Here is a 23,241-nt window from a genome sequence, read left to right as displayed (position 1 = left end):
GGGCGCACGGGTGCCTGCTCGCCACGTTTGACCTTTGCACTGTAGGCAGTGTGGGGAGTGCTCACCAAGCCCAGGGGAGATCGGTTACAAATCGGAAACCAAGTTGCACGATCCTTGCGAGAGGATGCAAGATTCGGGCGGATCGCGGACGCCGGGGCGAGATTGTTGCAACCGCATCGAAATGCTTGCGTCCGTGCACAACTCTGTGCAAGCCGACTGCCTGCCTGCGCACAGCAGTGTGCCCCGCCCGGGACACCGGACGGGGCACACGCTACTCGGGCTCGGGCTCAGGCGAACGCCTCGACCGGCGGGCAGGCGCACACGAGGTTCCGGTCGCCGTACGCCTGGTCGATCCGGCGCACCGGCGGCCAGTACTTCCGGGCACTGATGCCCGGCAGCGGATAGACCGCCTGCTCGCGGGTGTAGGCGTGCGTCCACTCCCCCGAGATCACCGACGACGCGGTGTGCGGGGCGTGCACGAGCGGGTTGTCGTCCGCCGGCCACTCGCCACGCTCGACCGCCGAGGCCTCGGCACGGATGGCGAGCATCGCGTCGACGAAACGGTCGAGCTCGGCGAGGTCCTCGCTCTCGGTCGGCTCGACCATGAGCGTGCCCGCGACCGGGAACGACATCGTCGGGGCGTGGAAGCCGTAGTCGACCAGGCGCTTCGCGACGTCGTCCACCGTGATGCCCGTCGTGTCCCGGAGCGGGCGGAGGTCGAGGATGCACTCGTGCGCGACGAGCCCCGACTCCCCCGTGTAGAGCACCGGGAACGCGTCGCGCAGGCGTGCGGCGATGTAGTTCGCCCCGAGCACCGCGGCCTCGGTCGCACGGGTGAGCCCCTCGAGCCCCATCATCCGGACGTACGTCCACGTGATCGGCAGGATGCTCGGGCTGCCGTACGGCGCTGCACTGACCGGGCCACCGGCGTGCGCGTCGCGGTCGGAGCCCTCGGCGCGCACGGAGCCGGTGCGACGGTCGGCGTCCTGCGCGAACGGGTGGCCCGGCAGGAACGGTGCGAGGTGCGACTTCGCCGCGACCGGCCCGACGCCGGGCCCGCCGCCGCCGTGCGGGATGCAGAACGTCTTGTGCAGGTTGAGGTGCGAGACGTCCCCGCCGAAGTCGCCGAACCGGGCGTGGCCGAGCAGGGCGTTGAGGTTCGCGCCGTCGACGTAGACCTGACCGCCGGCGTCGTGCACGGCGGCGCAGATCTCGCGGATGTCGTGCTCGTAGACGCCGTGCGTGGACGGGTACGTGATCATGAGCGCGGCGAGCTGGTCGCCGTGCTGCTCGGTCTTCGCACGGAGGTCGTCGAGGTCGACGTTGCCGTTCTCGTCGCAGGCGACCACGACGACCTGCATGCCGGCGAGGACGGCCGACGCGGCGTTCGTGCCGTGCGCGCTCGACGGGATGAGGCAGACCGTGCGGGACTCGTCGCCGCGGGACCGGTGGTACCCGCGGATCGCCAGGAGTCCGGCGAGCTCGCCCTGGCTGCCGGCGTTCGGCTGCAGGGAGACCGTGTCGTACCCGGTGACCTCGGCCAGCCAGGACTCGAGGTCGCCGATCATGTCGAGGTAGCCCTCGACGTCGTCGCGCGGCGCGAACGGGTGGATGTTCGCGAACTCCGGCCACGTCACGGCCGCCATCTCGGTCGCCGCGTTGAGCTTCATCGTGCAGCTGCCGAGCGGGATCATGCCGCGGTCGAGCGCGTAGTCCTTGTCGGCGAGGTGCTTGAGGTACCGCATCATCCGGGTCTCGCTGCGGTGGGCGCTGAAGACCGGGTGCGTCAGGTACTCGCTGCTCCGCAGCAGATCGGACGGGAGGCGCGTGGCCGCGTCCCGCACGGCGGTCTCCGTCGCCGGGACGCTCGCGTCGACCGCACCGAACACGACGGCGAGGGCCGTCACGTCCTCGGGCGTCGTCGTCTCGTCGACGGACAGCTGGAAGGTGTCGGCGTCGACGAGGTGCAGCAGGCGGTCCGCGTCACGGGCCGCGGCGACGAGTGCCTCGGCGCGTCCGGGCGCACGGAGCGTGAGCGTGTCGAAGAACGCCTCGTGCACGACCTCGAGCCCGGCGTCACGGGCGGCCGCGGCGAGCGCCGACGCCGTCCGGCCGACGCGGTCCGCGATGAAGCGGAGCCCCTCGGGACCGTGGTACACGGCGTACATCGAGGCCATCACGGCGAGCAGGACCTGCGCGGTGCAGATGTTGCTCGTCGCCTTCTCGCGGCGGATGTGCTGTTCGCGGGTCTGCAGGCTGAGGCGGTAGGCCATCTGCCCGTCGGCGTCGAAGGACACCCCGACGAGGCGGCCGGGCAGCTGGCGCTCGAGGCCGGCACGGACGGCGAGGTACCCGGCGTGCGGGCCACCGAAGCCGAGCGGGACGCCGAAGCGCTGGCTCGTGCCCACGGCGACGTCCGCGCCGAGGTCGCCGGGGCTGGCGAGGAGCGTCATCGCGAGGAGGTCCGCCGCGACGACCGCGATGCCCCCACCGGCGTGCACGCGCTCGATGACCGATGACGGGTCGACGATCCGACCGGAGGCACCGGGGTACTGCACGATGACGCCGAAGGCACCGTCGAGCTGCTCGTCGGTCGGTCCGGCCACGGCGTCGAACCCGCGCAGGGCGATGCCGACGGCCTCGGCCCGGTGGTCGAGCAGCGCACGGGTCTGCGGCAGCAGGTCGGCGTCGACGAGGAACGCGTCGCCCTTGACCTTGGACGCCCGGCGGGCGAGGAGCATGCCCTCGACCACGGCCGTGCCCTCGTCGAGCATCGAGGCGCCGGCGGTCGCCATGCCCGTCAGGTCCGAGACCATGGTCTGGAAGTTGATGAGCGCCTCGAGCCGGCCCTGCGAGATCTCCGGCTGGTACGGCGTGTAGGCCGTGTACCAGCTGGGGTTCTCGAGCACGTTCCGCTGGATCACCGCGGGGGTGTGGGTGCCGTGGTACCCGAGCCCGATCATGGCGCGACGGACGGTGTTGCGGGCGGCCTTGGCGCGGAGTTCGGCGAGCGCCTCGGTCTCGCCGATGGCCGCGGGGATGCCCGAGTGGACGGTCGGCGCCGCGTGGATCGCCTCGGGGATCGCGGCGCGGACGAGGGCGTCGAGGGACGGCTGGCCGACGGCGTCGAGCATCGTCCGCTGGTCGGCCGGTGTGGTGCCGATGTGGCGGTCGGCGAAGGACGTCTGGAGGTTCTGGAGGTCGCCGGTCATGCGATGGACGCCCGGTACGCGTCGTGGTCCATGAGGTCCTCGGGGAAGGAGGTGCCGTCCACCTTGATCTTGACGAGCCAGCCGGCGCCGAACGGGTCCTGGTTGACGGTGTCGGGGGCGTCGACGACGGCGTCGTTGATCGCCACGACCTCGCCCTCGATCGGGGCGAAGAGCTCGCCGACGCTCTTGGTCGACTCGATCTCGCCGATCTGCTCGCCCGCGGTGGTGGCGGTGCCGACGGCGGGGAGCTCGACGTAGACGACGTCACCGAGCTGTTCGGCGGCGTGGTCGGTGATGCCGACGGTGACGGTGTCGCCCTCGACGAGCAGCCACTCGTGGTCGGCCGTGTACTGGAGTGCGGTCTGGTCGGTCATTGCATCAGCCTTTCGAGGCGCGGCGGTAGAAGGGGAACGCGGTGACGGTGCTGGGGACGGCCGTTCCGCGGACGTCGATGTGGAGGACCTGTCCCTCGGTGGCGAGTGCCGGGTCGACGAACGCCATCGCGACGGGGTGGCCGAGGGTCGGCGAGAGCGCACCGGAGGTGACGGTGCCGACGACGACGCCGTCCTGCACGATGTCGTACCCGGCACGCGGGGCCCGGCGGCCCTCGGTGACCAGGCCGACGAGCACGCGGGCGTCGTCCGACGGGGTGACGCCGGTGGCGCCGACGAAGTCGCCGTCCTTCGCCACGACCCGGCCGAGGCCGGCCTGGGCGGGACGGACGTCGGTGCCGAGCTCGTGCCCGTAGAGCGGCATGCCCGCCTCGAGCCGGAGGGTGTCGCGGGCGGCGAGTCCGGCGGGGACGACCCCGCGGTCGGCGCCGGCCTCGAGCAGGGCGTCCCAGAGCGCTCCGGCGACGGACGGGTCGCTGTAGACCTCGAAGCCGTCCTCGCCGGTGTAGCCGGTGCGGGCGACGAGGACCTCGGCGCCGTCGAACACCGCGTGCACTGCCCGGTAGTACCCGAGCTCGTCGAGGGGGCTCTCCGGCTGGAGCCGGTCGGCGACGACGAGCGCGTCGAGCGTCCCGGCAGCTGCCGGGCCCTGGATCGCGACCAGTGCGGTGGTGTCCGAGTCGTCCGACACCTCGACGTCGAAGCCGTCGGACCGTGCGGTCAGGGCGTCCACCGCGACCTGGCGGTTCGACGCGTTCGCGACGACGAGGAAGACGTCCTCGTCGGTGCGGTAGACGACGAGGTCGTCGAGGATGCCGCCGTCCTCGGCGAGGAGGAGTGAGTACTTCGCCCGTCCGACCGGCATCGCGCCGAACGACCCGGCGAGGGCGTGGTCGAGGAAGGCCACGGCCTGCGGACCGGTGACGCCGACCTCGGCCATGTGCGAGAGGTCGAAGACACCGGCGGCCTGACGCACGGCGTGGTGCTCGGCGAGGTCGGACGAGTACCGGACGGGCATCCGGTACCCGGCGAAGTCGGTGAAGGTGGCGCCGGCAGCTTCGTGGGCGGGCTCCAGCGGCGACGAGCGCAGTGGGGACGTTGGCATGGGCGGAGTTCTCCTGGCATCGGCAGGACCCGACGACCGTCGTCGGGCGGAACTCCCCCTCTGTCATGGGCCTGAGAGTTTCACCGCGGCCCGTGAGGTCCGGCGGCTTTCACCGTGGGCGAGCCACGGACCGACCCGGTGGGGGCATCGTGGCTGCTTTTCAGAGTGGCCTGTCCGCTGCGGTGTGGGACCTGAGAGATTGTCGGGGGGATTGCTCCTTCGGTGCCGTGCGGGGTGCCCAGGGCACCGCACGACGTCTCCCGCGACGGATGAACGGCCGGTCTTCAGTTGTCGGGCCGATCATACCGACCCCGCGTTTCGGGTATGTGACGGACCCGGTGGTTCGACATCTCGTAGAATGGGGGGATGGCAGGTCAGCGATCACGCCCCCGCGGGCAGCTCGAGCAGGCAGTGCTCGACGCGCTCTGGTCGGCGGACGGCGGGCTCAGCGCGCGCCAGGTGCTCGACGCCTTCCCGGAGCCCCGGCCCGCACTGACGACCGTGCTCACCGTGCTCGACCGCCTCGGCCGCAAGGGCCGGGTGGAGCGGCAGCAGCACGACGACGCTCCGCTCACCTTCCGTGCGACGAACAGCAGGGAGGAGCAGACGGCCTCCCTCATGTCGAACGCCCTCGCCGCCGCGACCGACCGCGAGGCCGCCCTGCTGCAGTTCACCGGCTCGCTCGCCTCCGACGACCTCGACGTCATCCGCCGCGCCCTCGACGCCCGAGCCCGTTCCTGACGGATCCGCCGTGGTCGTCACCGGAGTCGTCCTCATCGCGCTCGCCCTGGCGGTCGTGGTCCTCGCGCCCCGGGTCCTGACCCGCTCCGCGTGGACGATCGACCGGCCGCGAACCGCGCTGGTGTGCTGGTCGGTGGCGGTGCTGCTCGGCGTGGTCGGCTTCGTCGCGGGCATCACGTTGCTCGTCGTGGCGAACCGCCCGATCACCGACCCGATGGGCTTCGGCGGCTCCCCCACGCACGGCCTCAACGTCGGGGTCGCCCTGCTCGCCGTGCTCGCGTTCGTGATCGCGGTCCGGGTCCGGCCCGGCCCCGAGCACGAGGCCGTGCGCGAGGCGATGCGCTCCGGTGCGGCACCGCACCGCGAGATCGACGGCACGCCGGTGTCCGTCCTCGAGGCGGACCACGCACTCGCCTGCGCCGTCCCCGGCAGGTCCGGCGGCGTGCTCGTGAGCACCGGGCTCGCGGACCGTCTGCGCACCGACGAACTGGAGGCCGTGGTCGCCCATGAACGCGCGCACCTGACCCAGCGCCACGCGGTCGCGGTCGGGATCGCCGAGTCGATCGAGCGTGCGGTCCCGTGGATCCCCGGTGCGCGCGCCATGGCGCGCTCGACGCGCGTCCTCGTGGAGTTCGCCGCCGACGACGCGGCCGCACGACGTGTCGGACGCGACGCGCTGCGGCGAGCCGTCCTGGTGGCGGACGGGACGAGCGCGCTCGGGGCGATCCGCGCCTCCCGTCTGGGGTCCTGACGCGTGTCGGCGGTGGGGCATATGGTGATGGCACCGTGAAGCCACTGACCGAAGCAGACATCCGTTCGTCGTTCGTCAACGCCACCCCGGACGAGCTCGCCCAGCTGCCCATCCCCGGCCTGCACGAGACGCTGTGGGACGAGCGCGAGTTCCTCGGGTGGCGCGATCCGCAGGCCGCCCGCCGCGGCTACATCGTGTCGTGGATCGACGACCGCCCGGTCGGGATCGTCGTGCGCTCCGCCGGCGGGTCCCTCCGCCCCGGGATCGCGGCGATGTGCTCGTTCTGCCACTCCCCGCAGCCGGCGACGCAGGTCCGCCTGTTCTCGGCCGCGCGTGCCGGGGAATCGGGGCGGAACGGCAACACCATCGGCTCCTACATCTGCGAGGACCTCGGGTGCCCGATGCTGATCCGCACCGCGCCGCCGCACCTCAACCCGCCGGCGACGATCGCGATGCGAGGCGAAGCGCTCCTGCAGCGGGTGCGGAACTTCACCGAGGACGTGGCGAAGACCGCGTGAGCCGGTTCAGCACCGCCCGGTGGGCCGTCGTCGAGGAGCTCGGGGACGGCCGGTGGCACCTCACCCTGCGCGACGAGGCGGACGACGAGCTCGGCGCGTTCGGGCTCGGCGTCGAGGGGCCGTGGGACCCGGACGTCGAACCGCACGTGGGCTTCGTGCTCGCGCAGCTCGGCCTGACGCTGCGCGGCACCCGACCCTGGCGGGTGGACGAGCTCGGGGACCAGCGGGCGCCGGTGCTGCCGCTGGCGTGAGGGGCCCGGCGCTGCGGACTCACTCCGTCGCGGCGATGAAGTTCCGCAGGATCTCGCGGTCGTCGTCGGCGCGGGCGGCCCAGACGAGTTGGCTCCGGTGGTCGTCCGCCTCGAGCGGCAGCAGCACGACGGTGTCCGGAGCGGCGAGCGTGGCGCTCTCCGGTGCGACCGTCACCCCGAGGCCGGCGCCGACCAGGTGCAGCACCGTGGCCCAGGTGGTGGCCTCCTGCACGATGACGGGTCGCCGGGCGCCGGACACCACAGGGGCGAGGTTGCGTTCGGTCGCGACCGATCCGGCCTCCGCCGGAAAGAACACGAACGGGTCGTCGAGCAGCTCCGGTCCCCGGATCGATGCCCGCGCCGCGAGCCGGTGCCCACGCGGGACCGCTGCCACGAACCGCTCGCTGCGGAACGGCAGGAAGCGCACGGCCGGGTCGGGATCGGGGTCTCGTACGATCGCCAGGTCGAGCTCCCCGCGGACGATCCGCGCCAGCAGGGTCGACGAGTAGCCCTCGGTGAGTTCCACGCGGACGAGCGGGTAACGCTCCCGGAACACCTGCACGCGTTCGATCGGACCGAGCGGCAGCGCGGAGACGACGAACCCGACGTCGAGCCGACCGGCCTCGCCCCGGCCCACCCGCACGGTCTCGTCGAGGTCCCGGCGAGCCTGCTGCAGGAGCGATCGCGCCCGGCCCTGCAGCACCCGCCCGGCCGGGGTGAGCGCGACGCTGCGACTCGTCCGTAAGAAGAGGTCGACACCGAGCGCCCGTTCCGTCCGCCGGATCTGCTGCGACAGTGCCGGCTGCGCGATCCGGAGCGCGTCGGCTGCACGTCCGAAGTGCAGTTCGTCGGCCACGGCGAGGAACGCCCGGAGCTGCCGGAGGTCGACGTCGGGCTCGCGATCCATGCACTCAGCGTATCGATCCGCGCGAACGAGTATTGGACGGGACTCGGCACGGCGTCCGAGGATGGGTGCATGCCCGATGCGACCACCACCGACGCCGTGCTCATCACCGACATCGCCTCCGCTGCCGACGCCGAGGCGTTCCGCGTCCTCAACGAGGCCTGGATCAGCCGGTTCTTCACGCTCGAGGACGAGGACCGGAAGCTCCTCGGCGACCCGCTCGGCCAGATCGTCGAGCCCGGCGGCGCCGCCTTCGTCGCACGGCTCGGATCGGATGGGCCGGTCATCGGCTGCGTCGGCATCGCGCCCGTCGGGCCCGGGGTGTTCGAGCTGGTCAAGATGGCCGTCTCGCCCGAGCACCAGGGGCACGGCACCGGCCGGAAGCTCATCGCCGCGGCGCTCGAACGTGCCCGGGCGATCGGTGCGCACCGCGTGGTGCTGGAGAGCAACGCGCAGCTGGCGAGTGCCGTGCACCTGTACGAGGCGTTCGGGTTCCGGCACCTCGGCCACGACGAGGTCGCGCCGAGCCCCTACGCCCGCGCGGACGTCCACATGGCGCTCGACCTCTGAGCGGAGCCGTCAGGGAGCGGTACCGACCCGGTACGCTCGCGGCATGGCGACACACGAGGTGCAGGCCGTCCGCGAACGCGGCGCGTGGCAGGTGTTCATCGACGGGTTCCTGGTGACCGAGGTCACCCGGTGGCCCTCCGTCGGGTTCGTCGCCCGCGAGTGGATCGGGCTCACCGAAGAGGTGCCCGCGCGCGAGGTCGACCTGACGATCCGCGTCGTCGGACGCAACCAGTACGTGGCCTGACGCCCGACCCGAGTAGCCGACCCGCGCCTCCAGGCCGACGGCAACAGCCGACAGCCGACAGCCAGCAGCTGACGGCCCACACCAGCCCGCCGCTCACGCGACGTGCCAGACCAGCCCCTCTTGCGCACTCGACGGGTAGGCCGCCGCGATCCGCAGCACCGCCTCGCGCAGCGTGTCCGGCGAGCACGCCAGGTTGAGCCGCGCGAACCCGCGGCCCTGCGATCCGAACCCGAGGCCGGAGTTCAACGCGACGTAGGCGTGCTCCCGGAGCGGCACGGCCGGGTCGTCTCCGAGCCCGATGCCGCGGAAGTCGAGCCACGCCAGGTAGCCGGCGCGGGGCCGGGTGTACACGACGCCGGGCAGGTGCTCCGCGAGGAGGGAGCCGAGCAACCGCTCGTTCGCGACGATCCGGGCGACCACGTCGTCGAGCCAGTCCGTCGCCAAGCTGAACGCCGCGAGGTTCGCGTGCAACCCGAGGATGCTCGTGCGGCAGGCGACCTCCTCCCAGAGCGTGTCGAGGAGCGCTGCCGTCCGTGCGTCCCCGGCGACGATGATCGAGCACTTCACCCCGGCGAGGTTCCAGCCCTTGCTCGCGCTCGTGACGCAGATGCTCCGCGCACCGGCGGGCTCGGCGACCGCGGCGAACGGGGTGAAGCGGACGCCGGGGTGCGTCAGCGGTGCGTGGATCTCGTCGCTGATGACGAGGACGTCGTACCGTGCGGCCAGTTCGGCGAGCGCCACGAGGTCGTCGTGGTCGTGCACGAGGCCGACGGGGTTGTGCGGGTTGCAGAGCAGGAAGACGCGGACGCCGTCGGCGAAGGCGCGCTCGAGGCCCTCGAGGTCGAGCCGGTAGACGCCCCACTGCTCGAGCAGCGGGACCTCTTCCACCTGACATCGGGCCTCTTCGACGAGCTCGAAGAACGGCGGGTACACGGGCGGCGTGATCGCGACCCGGCCGCCGTCCGGCAGCGCGAGGCGGAGCGACTCGACGATCCCGACGCTGACGTCCGTGGCGAGGTAGACCCGGGCGGGGTCGACGTCCCAGTCCCAGCGGTCCTTCGCGAACGCGGCGAACGCCGGTGCGAGCGGCCCGGGCCCGTCGAGGTACCCGAGGTCGGACTGCTGCACCCGCTCGATGAGCGCCTGCCGGATCGCCGGCGCGACCTCGTGGTCCATCTCGGCGACGAACAGGGGCAGCACGTCGGGCGCGTACCGCGTCCACTTGATGCTCGTGCGGACCCCTCGCAGAGTGCCGACCGGGTCCTCCTCGTCGTGCGCCATGCGTCCCAGCATGCATCGGACTGGAGGCGCGGCGCGAGTCCGGCCGTCATCCTGCGTCGTGCGCGGGCTCGGGCTCGACCGCGAGCCAGAGCTCGGCCTCCGCGGTACGACCGCCGGGTGCGAGCCGGACACGAGCGATCTCCGGCGCCGCCACGAGACGGTACGGGTTGGCGGGCAACCACTCGCCGAACGCCTGCGGCCACAGCGCCTGGATCGCTCCGGGCGCCGATCCCGAGCCGGAGAACACCACCCACGTCGCAGCCGGGACCTCGATGACGTCGAGGCCCGGTGCGCTCTCGACCGAGGTGGCGGCGACGACCGAGTAACGGAGGAGACTGCCGTCCGCGCGGCCCTCGGTGAACGCATCGGACACCGACAGCACGCCCGACGGCTCCTGGTCGGACAGTCCAGCGATGCGCTCCCGGTCCTCGGGGGTGATGCTGCGTTCGAACGCCTGGATCGCGTCGTTCGGCCCCTCGTACACGAGCGGGACACGGGTCGAGCGTCCGATGAGACGGAAGGCGGGTTTCTGGACGAGGCGGTACTGCACGGGAGTGCTCCCTTCGACGGTGAGACGGAAGGACAGCCGACCCTGCGACCGGAGGACGGCGCCGGGCTCGCGCGCCTCCTGCGGACCGATGCCGTGCACGGCGCGGAACGCCCGCCCGAACGCATCGGCCGAGCCGTACCCGAAGCGTGCGGCGACGTCCGAGACGGTCGTCGTCCCCGAGGCGATGACGGCCGCGGCGAGCGTCATCCGCCGACGCCGGACGTACTCGGAGAGCGGCATCCCGGCGAGCGCGGAGAACACCCGCCGGAAGTGGTACTCGCTCGTCCCGGTGATGCGTGCGAGCTCGTCCACGTCGAGCACGGTGTCGTCCGGGCCGCCGTCGAGGTGTTCCTCGACCGCGGCGATCGCCTCGTTCCAACGCTCCATGTCGGTGTCCTTCCTGGTGGTGTCATCGACGCTACGGTGACGTCGCGCGACGGACACGATGATCCCTGCCCGGGCTGGTCGGCCTACTGTCGGCGTCATGAGCACGAGCACCGCCGACAAGGCGACCACCCTCAAGCAGCTGCACGAAGCACCGGAGATCCTCCGCGTCGTCAACGTCTGGGACGCGATCAGCGCGAAAGGTCGTCAGCGACCTGCCGGAGACGAAGGCGATCGCCACCGCCGGGCACTCCATCGCCGCGTCGTACGGCTACGACGACGGCGGGATGCCGCTCGACCTGGCACTGTCGGGCGCCGCGATCGTCGCCGCCGCCACGGACCTGCCCGTCACAGCGGACCTCGACGACGGCTACGAGGACCCGGCCGAGACGATCCGCCGCGCGATCGGTGCGGGGATCGTGGGCGCGAACGTCGAGGACCGCCTCCGCCCGTTCGACGAGGCCGTCGCCCGGGTCGCGGCCATCACCGCCGCCGTCGAGGCCGAGGGCATCGACTTCCAGCTCAACGCCCGCACCGACGCCATCGCCCGCGGCGGGGACCGCCCGATCGAGGAGAGCATCGCCGACGCGATCGCCCGCGGCAAGGCCTTCCTCGACGTCGGCGCCCCGCTCGTCTTCGTCCCGGGGGCGGTCCAGCGCGACGTCGTCGAGCGCCTCGTGGATGGTCTCGGTCGCGGCAAGCTGTCCGTGATCGGGCTGCCCGGCGCCCTGCCCGCCGCCGAGTACGAGGCCCTCGGGGTCGCCCGCATCTCCTACGGGCCGCTCACGCAGCGCGTCGCGCTCCGCGCGCTGCGCGACCTGGCGACCGACCTGTACCGCGGTGGCGTCGTGCCGGAGGACACCCCGACCCTGAACTGAACCAACAGACGGACGGGAGGCGCGGTGCCAGCTGGCACCGCGCCTCCCGTCCGTCGGTCGGTCGCCTCCGATACCTTCTTGCCATGACCCTGGACGTCGACGCGCTGCTCGCACCGCCCACCCCCGTGGCCGCGCGCGCGCTCGACGTCGTGCGTGCGTGGTCCTCGCCGGCGCTGGTGCACCACTGCCTGCGCTCTTGGGCGTGGGCGTCGCTCCTCGCACCGACCATCGAGCTCGAGCCGGACCGTGAGCTGCTGTTCGTCGCCACGATGCTGCACGACCTCGGCGTGACGCCGTCCTTCGACGCCCACGCCGTGCCGTTCGAGGACGCCGGCGGTGCGGTCGGCAGCGTGTTCGCCCTCGGTGCCGGGTGGGACGCCACCCGTGCCCGTCGGGTCGGTGAGGTGATCGAGCGCCACATGTGGACGTCGGTCGACCCCGCGCTCGACGTCGAGGGACACCTGCTCGAGGTCGCGACCTCGCTCGACGTCTCCGGGGCCGGGTTCGCCCGGTGGACGACGTCAGACCTGGTCGCCGTCACCGCGGCAGTCCCCCGCCTCGACTTCTCCGAGGCGTTCGACGGGCTGATCCACGAGCAGGCCGGTCGCAAGCCGGCGTCCTCCGCCGCCAGACTCGACGGCTCGGGCAACGTCACTGCCGGTGGGAGCCGCTGGACATCGTTCCTGGACAATCCGGGCATCGTCGAGTAGGGTGTTCTTTTGGTGCACTGCAGCGAACCCATCTGACTCGCGCACACCGAACCGTCTCGAAGCCGACTCACCCGAGTCGCATTCCCACGAGACCACCGCTCGATCCGAACGGACGAGCTGCACGTCGAAGCTCGACGTGCGCGCCCCGCACTCGATGCGTCGCGCCGGACTCAGCCGTCCGCCGACACCGAGTCGCCCTGGGCGCCGAACGACCAGGAAGTACCGCAACACCATGACCAGCAACGAACGAATCACCATCACCGGCACCGCCCTCGCGGCGCCGACCGTCTCCCCCGACCGCATCGCCGAGTTCGGTGTGCGCGACGAGCGCTCGCAGCGCGAGTACCTCGTCCGCATCCCGGCCGACGACCTCGGTCTCTTCATCACCCGTGGCGCCCGCGTCGACATCGACGGCGAGGCCGGCTGGACCGTGCCCGGTCGCTCGTGGCGAGGCGAGGCGAGCCGCACGCTCGTGCAGGCGCAGTCCGTCCGCGTCGGCGAACTGGCACTCGCAGCCTGAGCCCAGCACGCCACACACGAAGGCCGCCGAGCAGTGCTCGGCGGCCTTCGTCGTGTGTGGGGTCAGTCGGTCTTGTCCGCGGCCGCCGTGTCCGCGTCCGTCGTGTCCGCAGTCGCCGTGCCCGCGGTCGCGGTCGCGGTCGCGGTCTCCGTGTTCGCTTCGTCGGCGTCGGCGAAGCGGTGCCCGCCGTCGACGTCCACCGGCCGTTCGGTCCCCGCTCGCTCCGCAGCGTCCCGCAGCCGCCGGATGAACGCGTGGTCCTCGGGCTCGAGTTCGTCGTCGGGCGCCGCGCTCACGGTCAGCTCGCTCGCGGGACCGATCAGCACCGTCGTCCGGGTCACCGAGCCGTCGTCGGCCACCGCGGGGATCGCAACGGTGTCGGTCCTGCCGTTGGCACCGAGGATCGCCGCGTAGTCCGAGACCGCATCGGCGATCGCGTCCCCCGTGAGGATCTGGCTGCCGTCGTAGTGGATGTACTTCACGTTGCCTCCTAGCCTCTCGACGGTAGGTGGGCGTCATGCGCATGGGCCGAGCAAGCGCGTTCTGTGGCCAAACCGGACGGATCAGGCGCGCCGGCGTGCGGCAGCGACGAGCTGCGACGCCGCGGCCAGGACTCCGGGCACGATCGCGATCAGCCCTGCGGCCGTCGACTCCACGGAGATCAGAACGACCGCGCCCGCGAGCGCACCGACCGTCAGCACTTGCGCACCGATGACACCGATCATCACTGCTGCGGACTCCGCGCGGCTCACGCGCTCGATCGCGTCCGCCGCGACGGCTTCGGAACGGAGGTGGCAGTCGATCAGCTGCCGAGCTGACCCCCCGACCACGAGCTCGTCGTCGCGGAGCGCTCGCGGAGAAGCAATGGGCCCGCTGAACAGTTCGGCAGCAGCTACCGCGAAGACGTCGTTCTCTCCGTCTTCCCGGGAGCCCGACCGAGCGCCGCGCTCCGCCGCTCCGTCAAGATCGTCCGCATCGCTCGCAGCCTGGTGGTGTCGCCCGACAGCCCGACACTCGCTTCGTGCAGGAGCGCACTCACGATCTTCATCGTCATCGTGCAAGTCCCGTCCTCTCCATCGCAGTCACTCGATGCTCGCGCAGACGTTGCGACCGCCGCGAACATTCGGAATGTACGGGCGGATCGACTGCCCACCCCCATGGTGATGATCTGGAGGTGTTCCGATGGTCGTCGAACGCAGCGCCGCCCTCATCGCTGAGGCCGTGCCCCTCTGAGCGGGACGGATCAGTACTCGCCCTTGACGACGAAGTACGAACCGCGGATCGTCCCCGCCAGCTTCGACTTCTGCCGCGCGAACTTGAACTTCTCCGCCAGCTCCTCCGGCACCTCCATGCCGTCCGAGAGCTTGAACCCGACCGCTCGCTTGCCGCCCGGCTCCAGCGTGTAGAGGACGTTGACCGCGAGTCCGGACTCGTAGAAGACGTGTGTCCAGCGGATCCCGTCGACGAAGGCCTCGGTGGCTTCGAGCGGCTTCGAGGCGATGACCAGCCCGCGCTCGTCGTGCAGGACCTTCGTGACGTAGTCGACCAGGTCGGGTACGTCCTCGGCGGGGTGGGTGGTGAAGACGTGGTCGTACTTGTTCTTGAAGTAGCGGGCCTCGTTCGCCCGGAGCCCAGCGAGGGCGTCGGCGACCGGCGAGGACTCCAACCCGACGGTGGACACGTGCTCGAAGTCGACGACGTACGACATGGGGCCTCCTCGGCGATGGACTCAGCGCAAATCTAGTCGGTTCGCAATTCGCGTTGCTGTCCGCAAGCGCGGCGATGCGGACCGTGTGGCTGACGCTCGCGCTCACCGTGCCGATAGCGTCCGTGATGCAAGCTTCTTCGGTATGGCGTCGGATCGCCTCCAATCCGTTCCTTCGATGGGTGAACACGTTTCTCCTCGGTGCGCTCCTCATCCCCCTCACGATCGGTGCGGTCAACCAGCAGAACGCCAACGACGAAGCAAACCGAGCCCGCATGATCGAGACTTACGACGCGGTCATCACGACATCGACGGCTTACATGGCCGCGCGGAGCTCACCAACATCAGATGGTCCACACCTCGAACAGGTCCAGGCGGACTTCGACGCCGCCTACTTCACTGCCCTGATGTATGCAAGCAGCAACTCGAGCGAGGAGAACGTCCGGGTCTTCGCCGCGCTGAACAAGCTCATGTCCGAAGTCCACGATGAACGCGATCTCGATGAGAAGCGGTTCTACACACGGCTTCTGAACCTCGTGATCGCGACCTGCTCGGTACACAACAGTCCGAGCAAATGCTCCGATCGGGCACTCTTGACCGAGTGACCAGCCCCCTTGGACCTGAGCGGCGCGGCCCAGACGACGCGGTCCGATGGCGATTCTGCCCCTTGCACGTGCACCACGAATTGTGGAACGGAACTCCCCCACGTTTCGCCGTGCACGACGTCAACGCCTGAGGACCTCGAGCAGTGCGGTCATGACCATGACGAGACCGAATACACCGAGTACAGCACCCAGCATGCGAATCCAAGCGGTTCCCCACCTCGCCTGCGGATTCCACGCGAGGCCAGCTTTCTCCGCTGCCGACGCCAGCTTGATGATCACCTGCTGGGAAGACCACCACGAAAGCGCCCCACAGCAGCACCACGGCCCCGACGATCAGTTGGAATCCCGTCCCCATGCGAACGACGGTACTGGTCGGGACTGCAGCGGGGGCAACTCGCTCAGTTGTTGAAGCGGAACTCCACCACGTCGCCGTCCTGCATGACGTAGTCCTTGCCTTCGATCCGGGCCTTGCCGTGCGCACGGGCCTCGGCGATGGAGCCGGCAGCCATGAGGTCCTCGAACGAGATGACCTCGGCCTTGATGAAGCCCTTCTCGAAGTCGGTGTGGATCACGCCGGCAGCCTGGGGTGCCTTCCACCCCTTGCCGATCGTCCACGCGCGAGCTTCCTTCGGACCGGCCGTCAGGTAGGTCTGCAGGCCGAGGGTGTCGAAGCCGATGCGGGCGAGCTGGTCGAGGCCGGACTCGGTCTGCCCGGTCGATTCGAGGAGCTCGGCGGCGTCGGCCGGGTCGAGCTCGATCAGCTCGGACTCGACCTGCGCGTCGAGGAACACGGCCTGGGCGGGAGCGACGAGCGCGGCCAGTTCGGCCTTGCGGGACTCGTCGGTGAGGATCGCCTCGTCCACGTTGAAGACGAAGATGAACGGCTTGGCCGACAGGAGCCCGAGTTCGGCGATGGGAGCGAGGTCGATCGAGGTGGCGGACAGGAGCGTGCCCTGCTCGAGCGCTGCCTTGGCCTCACGAGCGGTCTCGAGCACGATCGGCTCGGCCTGCTTCAGCTTCACGGTCTTCTCATACCGCGGCAGCGCCTTCTCGATGGTCTCGAGGTCGGCGAGGATCAGCTCGGTGTTGATGACCTCAAGGTCGTCCTTCGGCGACACCTTGTTCGCGACGTGCACGACGTCGTCGTCGGTGAAGCCGCGGACGACCTGCGCGATGGCGTCGGCCTCGCGGATGTTGGCGAGGAACTTGTTGCCGAGCCCCTCGCCCTCGCTCGCACCCTTGACGATGCCGGCGATGTCGACGAACGACACGGGGGCCGGCACGGTCTTCTCGGAGTTGAAGAGCGTCGCGAGCTGGTCCAGCCGCGGGTCAGGGAGGTTCACCACGCCGACGTTCGGCTCGATCGTCGCGAACGGGTAGTTCGCGGCGAGGACCTGGTTCTTGGTCAGGGCGTTGAACAGGGTCGACTTGCCGACGTTCGGGAGACCGACGATTCCGATGGTGAGTGCCACGGGAGGACAGCCTACCGGCGGCCGCCTGCCGGGGCCGACCCGCGCCTCCAGTCCGACGCCTCGACCAGACGCGCGATCGCACGCTCGACGACGTCGAGGACGTCGGCCTGCAGCCACTGCGAGTGCCGCCAGTCGCCGCTCACCTGGAGCGCGTGGTCGGCACCGTCGACGGTCTGGAGGCGCGCAGCCGTCCCCGACGCCCTCTCGGGCCGCCACATGACGTCGGCTCCACCCCCGATCGCGACGTGCGCGTCGCTCGCGTCCGCGAGCGCCTGGGCGACCGCGTCGTGCGTGAGCACGGGCGTGAGCCAGATGCCGGCGACCTCGTTCCGGACCGCCCACGGCAGGGCGAAGCACCCGAAGGACTTCGCGACGACGAGGTCGGGCGACTGGTCGCCGAGCGCGTCGGCGACGGCGGCCTCGACGAACCCGACGGGATCGGCCGCAGCACGCTCGTCGACGTCCCAGCCGGGGGCGACGACCTCGCACCCGGCCGCGGTGGCGATCTCGCGGGACCACCACAGCAGCGGCGCCTGCTGCCCGTAACCGGATCCGGCGAGCACGAGGACGAGCGGCGGTCGGTCAGTGCGGTTCCCCATCAGCCCACCGTACGGCCGGGACGGCCGGCCCGGCCGCAACGCCGAGGGGCTCTGCGGCGATGTCGGCGCCGCGTGCGACGATCGGGACCGTGCCGTTGAACTTCACCGCGATCGACTTCGAGACCGCGAACAGCTCGCCCGCCAGCGCCTGCTCGGTCGGACTCGTCAAGGTCCGCGCGGGCAGGGTCGTCGAGCGGGCGTCGTGGTTCATCCGGCCGCCGCTCGGGCACGACGCCTTCCTCGAGTGGAACACCCGCATCCACGGCATCGTCGCGTCGGACGTCGTCGGGGCGAAGTCGTGGGAGCAGCAGTACCCGGACATCGTGGCGTTCGCCGACGGGGACGTCCTCGTGGCGCACAACGCGCGCTTCGACATGGGCGTGATCGCCGGTGGGTGCTCGGCGACGGGGATCGACCTCGCGGAACACCACTCGCTGTGCTCGCTGCAGGTCGCCCGCAAGACCTACACGCTCGACTCCTACCGACTGCCGATGGCGGCACGGGCCGCCGGGTACGAGGGCTTCCAGCACCACGACGCGGCCGCCGATGCCGAGGCGTGCGCGGCGATCGTCGTGCACGCGGCCGGGCACCACGGGACGGACACGGTCGAGGCGCTCGGCGCGGCCGTCCGGGTCGCCATCGCTCCGGTGCGGGCCCGTGCGGAGAAGCCGCGGACGGCTGCGCAGCCCCGGCTGTCGAACCGCCCGATGATCTTCGCCGACTGACGGCGCTCCGCGCGACCTGACAGCGCACCGCACGACCTGACGGCGCTCTGCACGACCCGGGGGCGCCGCCCGCCCACTACGCTCGGCGCATGGCTGCGACCACCACCATCGAGCGCGACGTGGTCATCGCCGCGCCGGCGTCCACGATCCTCCCCCACCTCGCCGACCTCCACCGTTGGGTCGAGTGGTCGCCGTGGGAGGGCCGCGACCCCGACCTGCACCGCGAGTACGGCGGCGAGCCGGGAGCGGTCGGCTCGACGTACGCGTGGAAGGGCAACCGGAAGGCCGGCAGCGGCGACATGGTCGTTCGTCGGGTCGAGCCCCACGACGTGGAGATCGGACTCCGGTTCACGGCGCCGTTCCGCTCGTCGAACACCACCGCGTTCCGGCTCCACGAGGTCCCGGACGGCACCCGTGTGGTCTGGACGATGACGAGCCCGGTGACGGTGACATCGCGGATCGTCGGGCTGTTCATGAACATGGAGCAGTTCGTCGGCGGGGACTTCGAGAAGGGCCTCGCGCGGCTCAAGGCCCTCGTGGAGCCCTGACGGCGACGGACCCACGGCCGCGCTGGCCGGTCCGCCGCAGGCCCGGTGGTATTGTCACGACAATCCCTACTGCTGAAGGACCGCGATGACCAACGAAGGCCAGCTGCCGTCCGACCTGTTCATGGACCTGGACCGGTCGGGTCCGATGCCCCTGTACTTCCAGGTCGCCTCGCGCATCGAGGAGTCGATCCGCTCCGGCGCGATGCCCCCGGGTGCCCGCCTCGAGAACGAGATCGCCCTCGGTGAGCGGCTCGGGCTGTCCCGGCCGACGATCCGCCGGGCGATCCAGGACCTCGTCGACAAGGGCCTGCTCGTGCGCCGGCGCGGGATCGGCACCCAGGTCGTGCACGGCCCGGTGACCCGCAAGGTCGAGCTGACCAGCCTCTACGACGACCTCGCACAGGGTTCGCAGGCGCCGGCGACGAAGCTCCTCGAACGCAACGACGTGCCCGCGCCGGACGCCGTCGCCGAGGCGCTCGGCATTGCACCGGGCACCACGGTCGCCCACATCCGTCGCGTGCGCTTCGCCGAGGACGTCCCGATGGCGATCCTCGAGAACTACCTGCCGCCGGAGTTCCTCGAGATCACCGACGACGACCTGCAGACCCACGGCCTGTACCAGCTCCTGCGCGGCCGCGGCGTGACCATGCGGGTCGCGAAGCAGCGCATCGGCGCCCGCGCGGTCACCGACGAGGAGGCCGGCCTGCTCGAGATCGAGGACGGCGACCCGGTGCTCACGATGAGCCGCACCGCGTACGACGCCTCGGGCCGTGCGGTCGAGTACGGCGTGCACTGCTACCGCCCCGACCGTTACTCGTTCGAGGTCACGCTCGTCGACAAGTAGGCGGCCCGCTCAGGCGAACGAGGGGACCCCGAGTTCGCCGGTCACGTACTGCGCCCGGCCGAAGCCGAAGGACCAGTCCTCCGGTCCGTTCTCGACGTACCCGATGAAGACATCCTCGGACGCGACACCGACCCCGGCAAGGCTGTCGTGGATCGCGCGGTAGAGCTCCTGCTTCGCGGTCTGGTCGCGCCCGCGCTGCGTGAAGACCTGGATCATCACGACCCCGTCGGTGCGCTCGAACCCGAGTCCGGCGTCCTCGGCGATGATCTGCTGCGCCGGGTGCTCCGTGACGATCTGGAACCGGTCGCGTGCGGGGATGCCGTACACGTCGACGATGGCGGTGTGGATCGCGTCGGCGACGGCACGCACGGCTTCGGGCGTGCGGCCGGTGGCGAGGTCGATACGGACGAGCGGCATGGTGCCTCCTGCAGGTCGAGAGTTTGTCCTAACAAACTAACATGGATCGCGACCGCGGGACAGAGCAGACGGGAGGCGCGGTGCCAGCTGGCTCCGCGCCTCCCGTCCGTCGGGTCGTGCGTCTAGAGCACGGGGGTCGCCGCCGCGTAGGTGAGCGGTCCGTCGACGCGCGCCACCTCGTGCCACGCCCCGTCGGCGAGCGACGCCTCCGCCGCTTCCACGATCGACGCAGCCGCCAGGCCGTCGGCGACCGACGGCGCGAGCTGCTCCCCGCGCCGGACGCTCGCGATGAACTGCGCGGCCTCGACGGTCTTCAGGTCGTCGTAGCCCATGGCGGTGCCGGCGCCCGGCTGGAAGCGGGCGAACTCGCCGTCCCCCGCGGCCACGTAGTGGGTGGCGTAGCCGTCCACCTCTTGCCCGTCGAGGTAGACCTCGAGCTCGTTGAGGCGCTGGAAGTCCCACCGCACCGAGCCCTTCGTGCCGTACACCTCGAGCGTGTACTCGGCGTGCGGCCCCCGCATGACGCGGCTGGAGTCCATGGTGCCGACGGCGCCGTCCTCGAAACGGAAGAGCAGGGCCGCGTAGTCCTCGTTCTCGACGGGCTTCCTCTCCCCCGTCGCGGCGGCGCTGCGGTCGACGATGCCAGCGCCGGGGAGCGGTCGGTCGACGATGAAGGTCTCCGCGAGCGCCGTCACGGACGCGATCCGGCCGACGACGTACTGCGCCAGGTCGAGCCCGTGCGAGAGCAGGTCGCCGAGGACGCCCGAGCCGGCACGCTCCCGCTCGAAACGCCAGGTCAGCGGCGCCGCGGGGTCGGACGAGTAGTCGGCGAGGAGCGACCCGCGGACGTTCGTGATCCGGCCGAGGCGCCCGCTGCGGACGAGTTCGCGCGCCCGCTCGATCGCCGGGGCGTGCCGGTAGTTGAAGCCGACGCTCGTGATGACACCGGCGCGCTGCACGGCCTCGTGGATCTGTCGGGAGTCGCTGGCGTACCGGCCCATCGGCTTCTCGATCCAGAACGGCTTGCCCGCCTCGGCAGCGGCGACCGCCATCTCGCGGTGCAGGAAGTTCGGCGAGCAGATCGAGACGACGTCGACCTCGGGGTCGGCGAGGACCTCGTGGTAGTCGGCGACGGCCCGCTCGTAGCCCAGGCGGGTCACCGCTTGGTCGCGCGCGGCCTCGATCGGGTCGGCGGCGACGACGAGCCGGGGGTGGACGCCGAGCTCCGGGAAGTGGTCGGGCAGGGCGCGGTAGGCACGGGAGTGCAACCGGCCCATCCAGCCGACCGAGATGAGACCGACACCGATGGTGGCGACGTCGGCGGACGCGGCTGCGCTCATGCTGCCGGCACGATGATGTCGCGGACCAGGGCGTCGAGCTTCGCGTCGGCGTCGAGGAACTGGCGCAGCGTGGTCACCGTGGCGCCGAAGCGGTCGAACTCGTCGATCGTCATGCCGTCGACGTCGTAGCCCCGGGCGAACTCCGGCGTGGCCGCACGCAGCGCGTCGATGACGTGCGCGGGGACCTCGTCGTGGATGGCGTCCGGACGGAACGGGAACGCGTTGTCGTTGATGTCCTTCGACCACTGGAACGGTGGTGACACGACGAGGTCACCACCCTGGAACTCCGACCACTGCATCGCGTTCCGGAAGGCGGCGACGAGCACGCGCGACCGGAAGCCGCGCTCCTGGAACACCCGGTACGCGTGCTTCACGGCAGCGACACCGGCCCACTCGAGGATGCCGGGGTCGACCATCACGTGGTCGCGCTTGACGACGGTCTTGAGCCAGTCGTCGAAGCGGCCGGCCATCAGCGTGACGACGTGGCCGAACTCCTGCTCGGGCAGACCCTCGGCGGCACGGCGGTCGAGGGCGCGCTCGATGGCCTCGCCCACGGCGACGACCTGCGGCACGGTGAACGACACGGTGGCGTTGATCGAGACACCGCGGTACGCGGCCTCCTCGATGGCGGCGATGCCGACCTTCGTGGCGGGGATCTTCACGATGATGTTCGGCGCGAGCTGCGAGAACCGCACGGCCTGTTCGACGAGGGCGTCCCGGTCGCGGTGGAGACGCGGGTCGGTCTGCATGCTCAGCCGGCCGTTGCGGCCACCCGACGCCTCGAAGGCGGGCAACAGCTGCGCGGCCGCGGCGATCGAGAGCTCCTCGACGGCCTTCCAGCCGATCCAGGACTCCCCCGCGGTCGGGTGCTCGGCGGCGATGTCGCGGATGCGCGGGACCCACGTTTCGGGGTCCTGCTGGATGCAGGTGTACGCGATCACGGGGTTGCAGGTCGCCCCGACGGCGCCGTACTCGTGGATCGCGGTGGACAGCTCGCGCGGATCGGCGGAGTCGTTCCACAGGGCGGTCACGGTCTGCGACGCGGCCTGCAGCGTGACGGGTCGGACGTCGGTGCCGGTGGGCGTCGGGGTCTCGAGGGCGGTCGTCATCGGTTCAGTCCCTTCGTGATCGTGTCGAGCTGGAAGCGGGAGACCTCGTCGGCGTTCTCGTCCTCGGCGAAGACGCTCGACACCGCGACGGTGTCCTCGCGCGCCGTGAAGCCGACTCGGTCGAGGGCGGCCCAGAAGGCGTCGAAGTCGACGTCCGCCTGCCCGACGGGGAGGTGCTGGTGCACGCGCACGGGGTTGCCCGGCGGGTTCGTGATGTAGCGGAGGCCGTGCGACCGTCGGTGGTCGTAGGCGTCGGCGACGTGGATGAGTTGCAGCGAGTCGCCCGCGGCGTCGATGATCTCGTCCATGTTGCCGCCGTAGTGGAAGGTGTGGCAGGCGACGTAGACGAACCCGACGTGCTTCGAGTTGAGGCCGCGGATGACCCGGAGGGCCTCGAGGCCGTCCTCGACGAAGTCGTCCGGGTGCGGGTCGATGAGCACGCGGAGTCCGGCGTCCTCGATGATCGGCAGGAGCTCCTCCATCGAGCGGTAGAAGGCGTCCTCGGACTCCTCGGGGCGCTCGGGGCGGCCGGAGAACTCGGTGTTGATCGTGTCGACGCCGAGACGCTTCGTGATCTCGATGACCCGCTTCCACTTCGTCACCGCGGCCTCGCGGGCATCACGGTCGGGCCCGGACCACCGGAGTACCGGCAGGACCGACGCGACCTGCACCCCGGCCTTCCGGCACGCTGCAGCGAACGCGTCGACGAGGTCGTCGTCGGCCTTCGGGTGCCGGTAGAAGGGGATGAAGTCCCGGTGCGGGGTCAGCTGCAGGTACTCGTAGCCGAGGTCCGCGACCTTCTGCGGGAACTCCAACAGCGACAGGTCGTGGTGGAACGGCGTCGGGTCGAGTGCGATCTTCGGCAT

General features: G+C 71.0%; 27 protein-coding genes, 1 pseudogene and 1 riboswitch. Of the genes and pseudogenes, 13 read left to right on the top strand and 15 right to left on the bottom strand.

Annotated features, from left to right (window positions below):
* Positions 1-287: 287 nt before the first annotated feature.
* Genes gcvP through gcvT form a run of 3 tightly spaced genes read right to left on the bottom strand, consistent with a single transcriptional unit; the run spans position 288 to position 4,709 of the window.
* Positions 288-3,212: an aminomethyl-transferring glycine dehydrogenase gene (gene gcvP, locus QE359_RS08905; RefSeq protein WP_309778893.1), complete on the bottom strand. Its 2,925-nt coding sequence runs from the start codon at positions 3,210-3,212 to the stop codon at positions 288-290.
* Entirely contained in the window at positions 3,209-3,586 is a 378-nt protein-coding gene (gene gcvH / locus QE359_RS08900; RefSeq protein ID WP_071294536.1) for a glycine cleavage system protein GcvH, read from the bottom strand. The genes gcvP and gcvH overlap by 4 nt, the downstream gene beginning before the upstream one ends.
* Before the next feature lie 4 nt (positions 3,587-3,590).
* Positions 3,591-4,709: a glycine cleavage system aminomethyltransferase GcvT gene (gcvT, locus tag QE359_RS08895; RefSeq protein WP_309778892.1), complete on the bottom strand. Its 1,119-nt coding sequence runs from the start codon at positions 4,707-4,709 to the stop codon at positions 3,591-3,593.
* A gap of 170 nt (positions 4,710-4,879) precedes the next feature.
* Positions 4,880-4,982, bottom strand: a riboswitch (glycine riboswitch).
* 93 nt (positions 4,983-5,075) lie between these two features.
* Between gcvT and QE359_RS08890 the strand changes: the two genes are divergently transcribed.
* The 4 genes from QE359_RS08890 to QE359_RS08875 are packed head-to-tail and all read left to right on the top strand — an operon-like array spanning position 5,076 to position 6,970.
* Positions 5,076-5,450 (top strand): BlaI/MecI/CopY family transcriptional regulator, encoded by a 375-nt coding sequence (locus QE359_RS08890; protein ID WP_070416722.1) that lies wholly within the window; start codon positions 5,076-5,078, stop codon positions 5,448-5,450.
* A gap of 10 nt (positions 5,451-5,460) precedes the next feature.
* Positions 5,461-6,201: a M56 family metallopeptidase gene (locus tag QE359_RS08885; protein ID WP_070416723.1), complete on the top strand. Its 741-nt coding sequence runs from the start codon at positions 5,461-5,463 to the stop codon at positions 6,199-6,201.
* 35 nt (positions 6,202-6,236) lie between these two features.
* A complete protein-coding gene (locus QE359_RS08880; RefSeq protein WP_070416724.1) occupies positions 6,237-6,719 on the top strand; it encodes an FBP domain-containing protein in 483 nt (160 codons plus the stop codon).
* The gene (locus tag QE359_RS08875; RefSeq protein ID WP_309778891.1) at positions 6,716-6,970 is read left to right on the top strand and encodes a hypothetical protein; all 255 of its coding nucleotides are present in this window, start codon (positions 6,716-6,718) and stop codon (positions 6,968-6,970) included. Before QE359_RS08880 ends, QE359_RS08875 begins: the two co-directional genes overlap by 4 nt.
* Before the next feature lie 19 nt (positions 6,971-6,989).
* On the opposite strand, the gene QE359_RS08870 is transcribed toward QE359_RS08875, so the two are convergent.
* Positions 6,990-7,877, bottom strand: coding sequence for a LysR substrate-binding domain-containing protein (locus QE359_RS08870; RefSeq protein ID WP_309778890.1), 888 nt, complete (start codon positions 7,875-7,877; stop codon positions 6,990-6,992).
* Positions 7,878-7,946: 69 nt separating this feature from the next.
* Here QE359_RS08870 and QE359_RS08865 point away from each other — a divergent pair, with 69 nt between their 5' ends.
* On the top strand, positions 7,947-8,444 hold the full coding sequence (locus tag QE359_RS08865) for a GNAT family N-acetyltransferase (RefSeq protein ID WP_309778889.1): 498 nt from the start codon (positions 7,947-7,949) through the stop codon (positions 8,442-8,444).
* Between the two features lie 43 nt (positions 8,445-8,487).
* Positions 8,488-8,688: a hypothetical protein gene (locus QE359_RS08860; RefSeq protein ID WP_071294532.1), complete on the top strand. Its 201-nt coding sequence runs from the start codon at positions 8,488-8,490 to the stop codon at positions 8,686-8,688.
* A 93-nt stretch (positions 8,689-8,781) separates the two neighbouring features.
* Here QE359_RS08860 and QE359_RS08855 read toward each other — a convergent pair whose 3' ends face one another.
* Positions 8,782-9,969, bottom strand: a complete 1,188-nt coding sequence (locus QE359_RS08855) for an aminotransferase class I/II-fold pyridoxal phosphate-dependent enzyme (protein ID WP_309778888.1) — start codon at positions 9,967-9,969, stop codon at positions 8,782-8,784.
* A 46-nt stretch (positions 9,970-10,015) separates the two neighbouring features.
* Positions 10,016-10,906, bottom strand: a complete 891-nt coding sequence (locus QE359_RS08850; RefSeq protein ID WP_309778887.1) for an AraC family transcriptional regulator — start codon at positions 10,904-10,906, stop codon at positions 10,016-10,018.
* Between the two features lie 97 nt (positions 10,907-11,003).
* On the opposite strand from QE359_RS08850, the pseudogene QE359_RS08845 reads away from it, so the two are divergent.
* The 3 genes and pseudogenes from QE359_RS08845 (at position 11,004) to QE359_RS08835 (ending at position 13,011) form a co-directional block, all read left to right on the top strand.
* Positions 11,004-11,781 (top strand): annotated as a pseudogene (locus tag QE359_RS08845) (isocitrate lyase/phosphoenolpyruvate mutase family protein).
* 83 nt (positions 11,782-11,864) lie between these two features.
* Positions 11,865-12,491 carry an HD domain-containing protein gene (locus QE359_RS08840; protein WP_309778885.1) on the top strand — a complete coding sequence of 209 codons (627 nt, stop codon included), beginning with the start codon at positions 11,865-11,867 and terminating at the stop codon, positions 12,489-12,491.
* Between the two features lie 232 nt (positions 12,492-12,723).
* Positions 12,724-13,011, top strand: a complete 288-nt coding sequence (locus QE359_RS08835) for a hypothetical protein (protein ID WP_071294526.1) — start codon at positions 12,724-12,726, stop codon at positions 13,009-13,011.
* A 62-nt stretch (positions 13,012-13,073) separates the two neighbouring features.
* On the opposite strand, the gene QE359_RS08830 is transcribed toward QE359_RS08835, so the two are convergent.
* From QE359_RS08830 to QE359_RS08820, 3 genes are all read right to left on the bottom strand, one after another.
* A complete protein-coding gene (locus tag QE359_RS08830; RefSeq protein ID WP_309778884.1) occupies positions 13,074-13,493 on the bottom strand; it encodes a hypothetical protein in 420 nt (139 codons plus the stop codon).
* Between the two features lie 81 nt (positions 13,494-13,574).
* Positions 13,575-14,072 (bottom strand): hypothetical protein, encoded by a 498-nt coding sequence (locus QE359_RS08825; RefSeq protein WP_309778883.1) that lies wholly within the window; start codon positions 14,070-14,072, stop codon positions 13,575-13,577.
* Positions 14,073-14,254: 182 nt separating this feature from the next.
* A complete protein-coding gene (locus QE359_RS08820) occupies positions 14,255-14,719 on the bottom strand; it encodes a phage tail protein (protein WP_309778882.1) in 465 nt (154 codons plus the stop codon).
* 83 nt (positions 14,720-14,802) lie between these two features.
* On the opposite strand from QE359_RS08820, the gene QE359_RS08815 reads away from it, so the two are divergent.
* The gene (locus tag QE359_RS08815) at positions 14,803-15,321 is read left to right on the top strand and encodes a hypothetical protein (protein ID WP_309778881.1); all 519 of its coding nucleotides are present in this window, start codon (positions 14,803-14,805) and stop codon (positions 15,319-15,321) included.
* A gap of 398 nt (positions 15,322-15,719) precedes the next feature.
* Here QE359_RS08815 and ychF read toward each other — a convergent pair whose 3' ends face one another.
* Positions 15,720-16,793 (bottom strand): redox-regulated ATPase YchF, encoded by a 1,074-nt coding sequence (ychF, locus tag QE359_RS08810; RefSeq protein WP_070416738.1) that lies wholly within the window; start codon positions 16,791-16,793, stop codon positions 15,720-15,722.
* Between the two features lie 11 nt (positions 16,794-16,804).
* The gene (locus QE359_RS08805) at positions 16,805-17,392 is read right to left on the bottom strand and encodes a hypothetical protein (protein WP_309778880.1); all 588 of its coding nucleotides are present in this window, start codon (positions 17,390-17,392) and stop codon (positions 16,805-16,807) included.
* An 89-nt stretch (positions 17,393-17,481) separates the two neighbouring features.
* Between QE359_RS08805 and QE359_RS08800 the strand changes: the two genes are divergently transcribed.
* The 3 genes from QE359_RS08800 to QE359_RS08790 all read left to right on the top strand — a co-directional run bounded on the left by QE359_RS08800 (position 17,482) and on the right by QE359_RS08790 (position 19,509).
* Positions 17,482-18,117 (top strand): exonuclease domain-containing protein, encoded by a 636-nt coding sequence (locus QE359_RS08800; protein WP_083295392.1) that lies wholly within the window; start codon positions 17,482-17,484, stop codon positions 18,115-18,117.
* A gap of 89 nt (positions 18,118-18,206) precedes the next feature.
* The gene (locus QE359_RS08795; RefSeq protein ID WP_309778879.1) at positions 18,207-18,665 is read left to right on the top strand and encodes an SRPBCC family protein; all 459 of its coding nucleotides are present in this window, start codon (positions 18,207-18,209) and stop codon (positions 18,663-18,665) included.
* Between the two features lie 85 nt (positions 18,666-18,750).
* Positions 18,751-19,509: a GntR family transcriptional regulator gene (locus QE359_RS08790; protein ID WP_070416740.1), complete on the top strand. Its 759-nt coding sequence runs from the start codon at positions 18,751-18,753 to the stop codon at positions 19,507-19,509.
* A gap of 9 nt (positions 19,510-19,518) precedes the next feature.
* Here QE359_RS08790 and QE359_RS08785 read toward each other — a convergent pair whose 3' ends face one another.
* The 4 genes from QE359_RS08785 to QE359_RS08770 all read right to left on the bottom strand — a co-directional run bounded on the left by QE359_RS08785 (position 19,519) and on the right by QE359_RS08770 (position 23,241).
* Positions 19,519-19,926 carry a tautomerase family protein gene (locus tag QE359_RS08785; protein ID WP_309778878.1) on the bottom strand — a complete coding sequence of 136 codons (408 nt, stop codon included), beginning with the start codon at positions 19,924-19,926 and terminating at the stop codon, positions 19,519-19,521.
* 122 nt (positions 19,927-20,048) lie between these two features.
* Positions 20,049-21,266, bottom strand: a complete 1,218-nt coding sequence (locus QE359_RS08780; protein WP_309778877.1) for a Gfo/Idh/MocA family oxidoreductase — start codon at positions 21,264-21,266, stop codon at positions 20,049-20,051.
* On the bottom strand, positions 21,263-22,375 hold the full coding sequence (locus tag QE359_RS08775) for a transaldolase family protein (RefSeq protein WP_309778876.1): 1,113 nt from the start codon (positions 22,373-22,375) through the stop codon (positions 21,263-21,265). Before QE359_RS08775 ends, QE359_RS08780 begins: the two co-directional genes overlap by 4 nt.
* Positions 22,372-23,241, bottom strand: a complete 870-nt coding sequence (locus QE359_RS08770) for a sugar phosphate isomerase/epimerase family protein (protein WP_309778875.1) — start codon at positions 23,239-23,241, stop codon at positions 22,372-22,374. Before QE359_RS08770 ends, QE359_RS08775 begins: the two co-directional genes overlap by 4 nt.

Origin of the sequence: Curtobacterium sp. SORGH_AS_0776, assembly GCF_031453355.1 — a bacterium.
Classification (GTDB): domain Bacteria; phylum Actinomycetota; class Actinomycetes; order Actinomycetales; family Microbacteriaceae; genus Curtobacterium.
The sequence above is the reverse complement of the archived record's forward strand: the minus strand, read 5'-3'. Positions and strand labels throughout refer to the sequence as shown.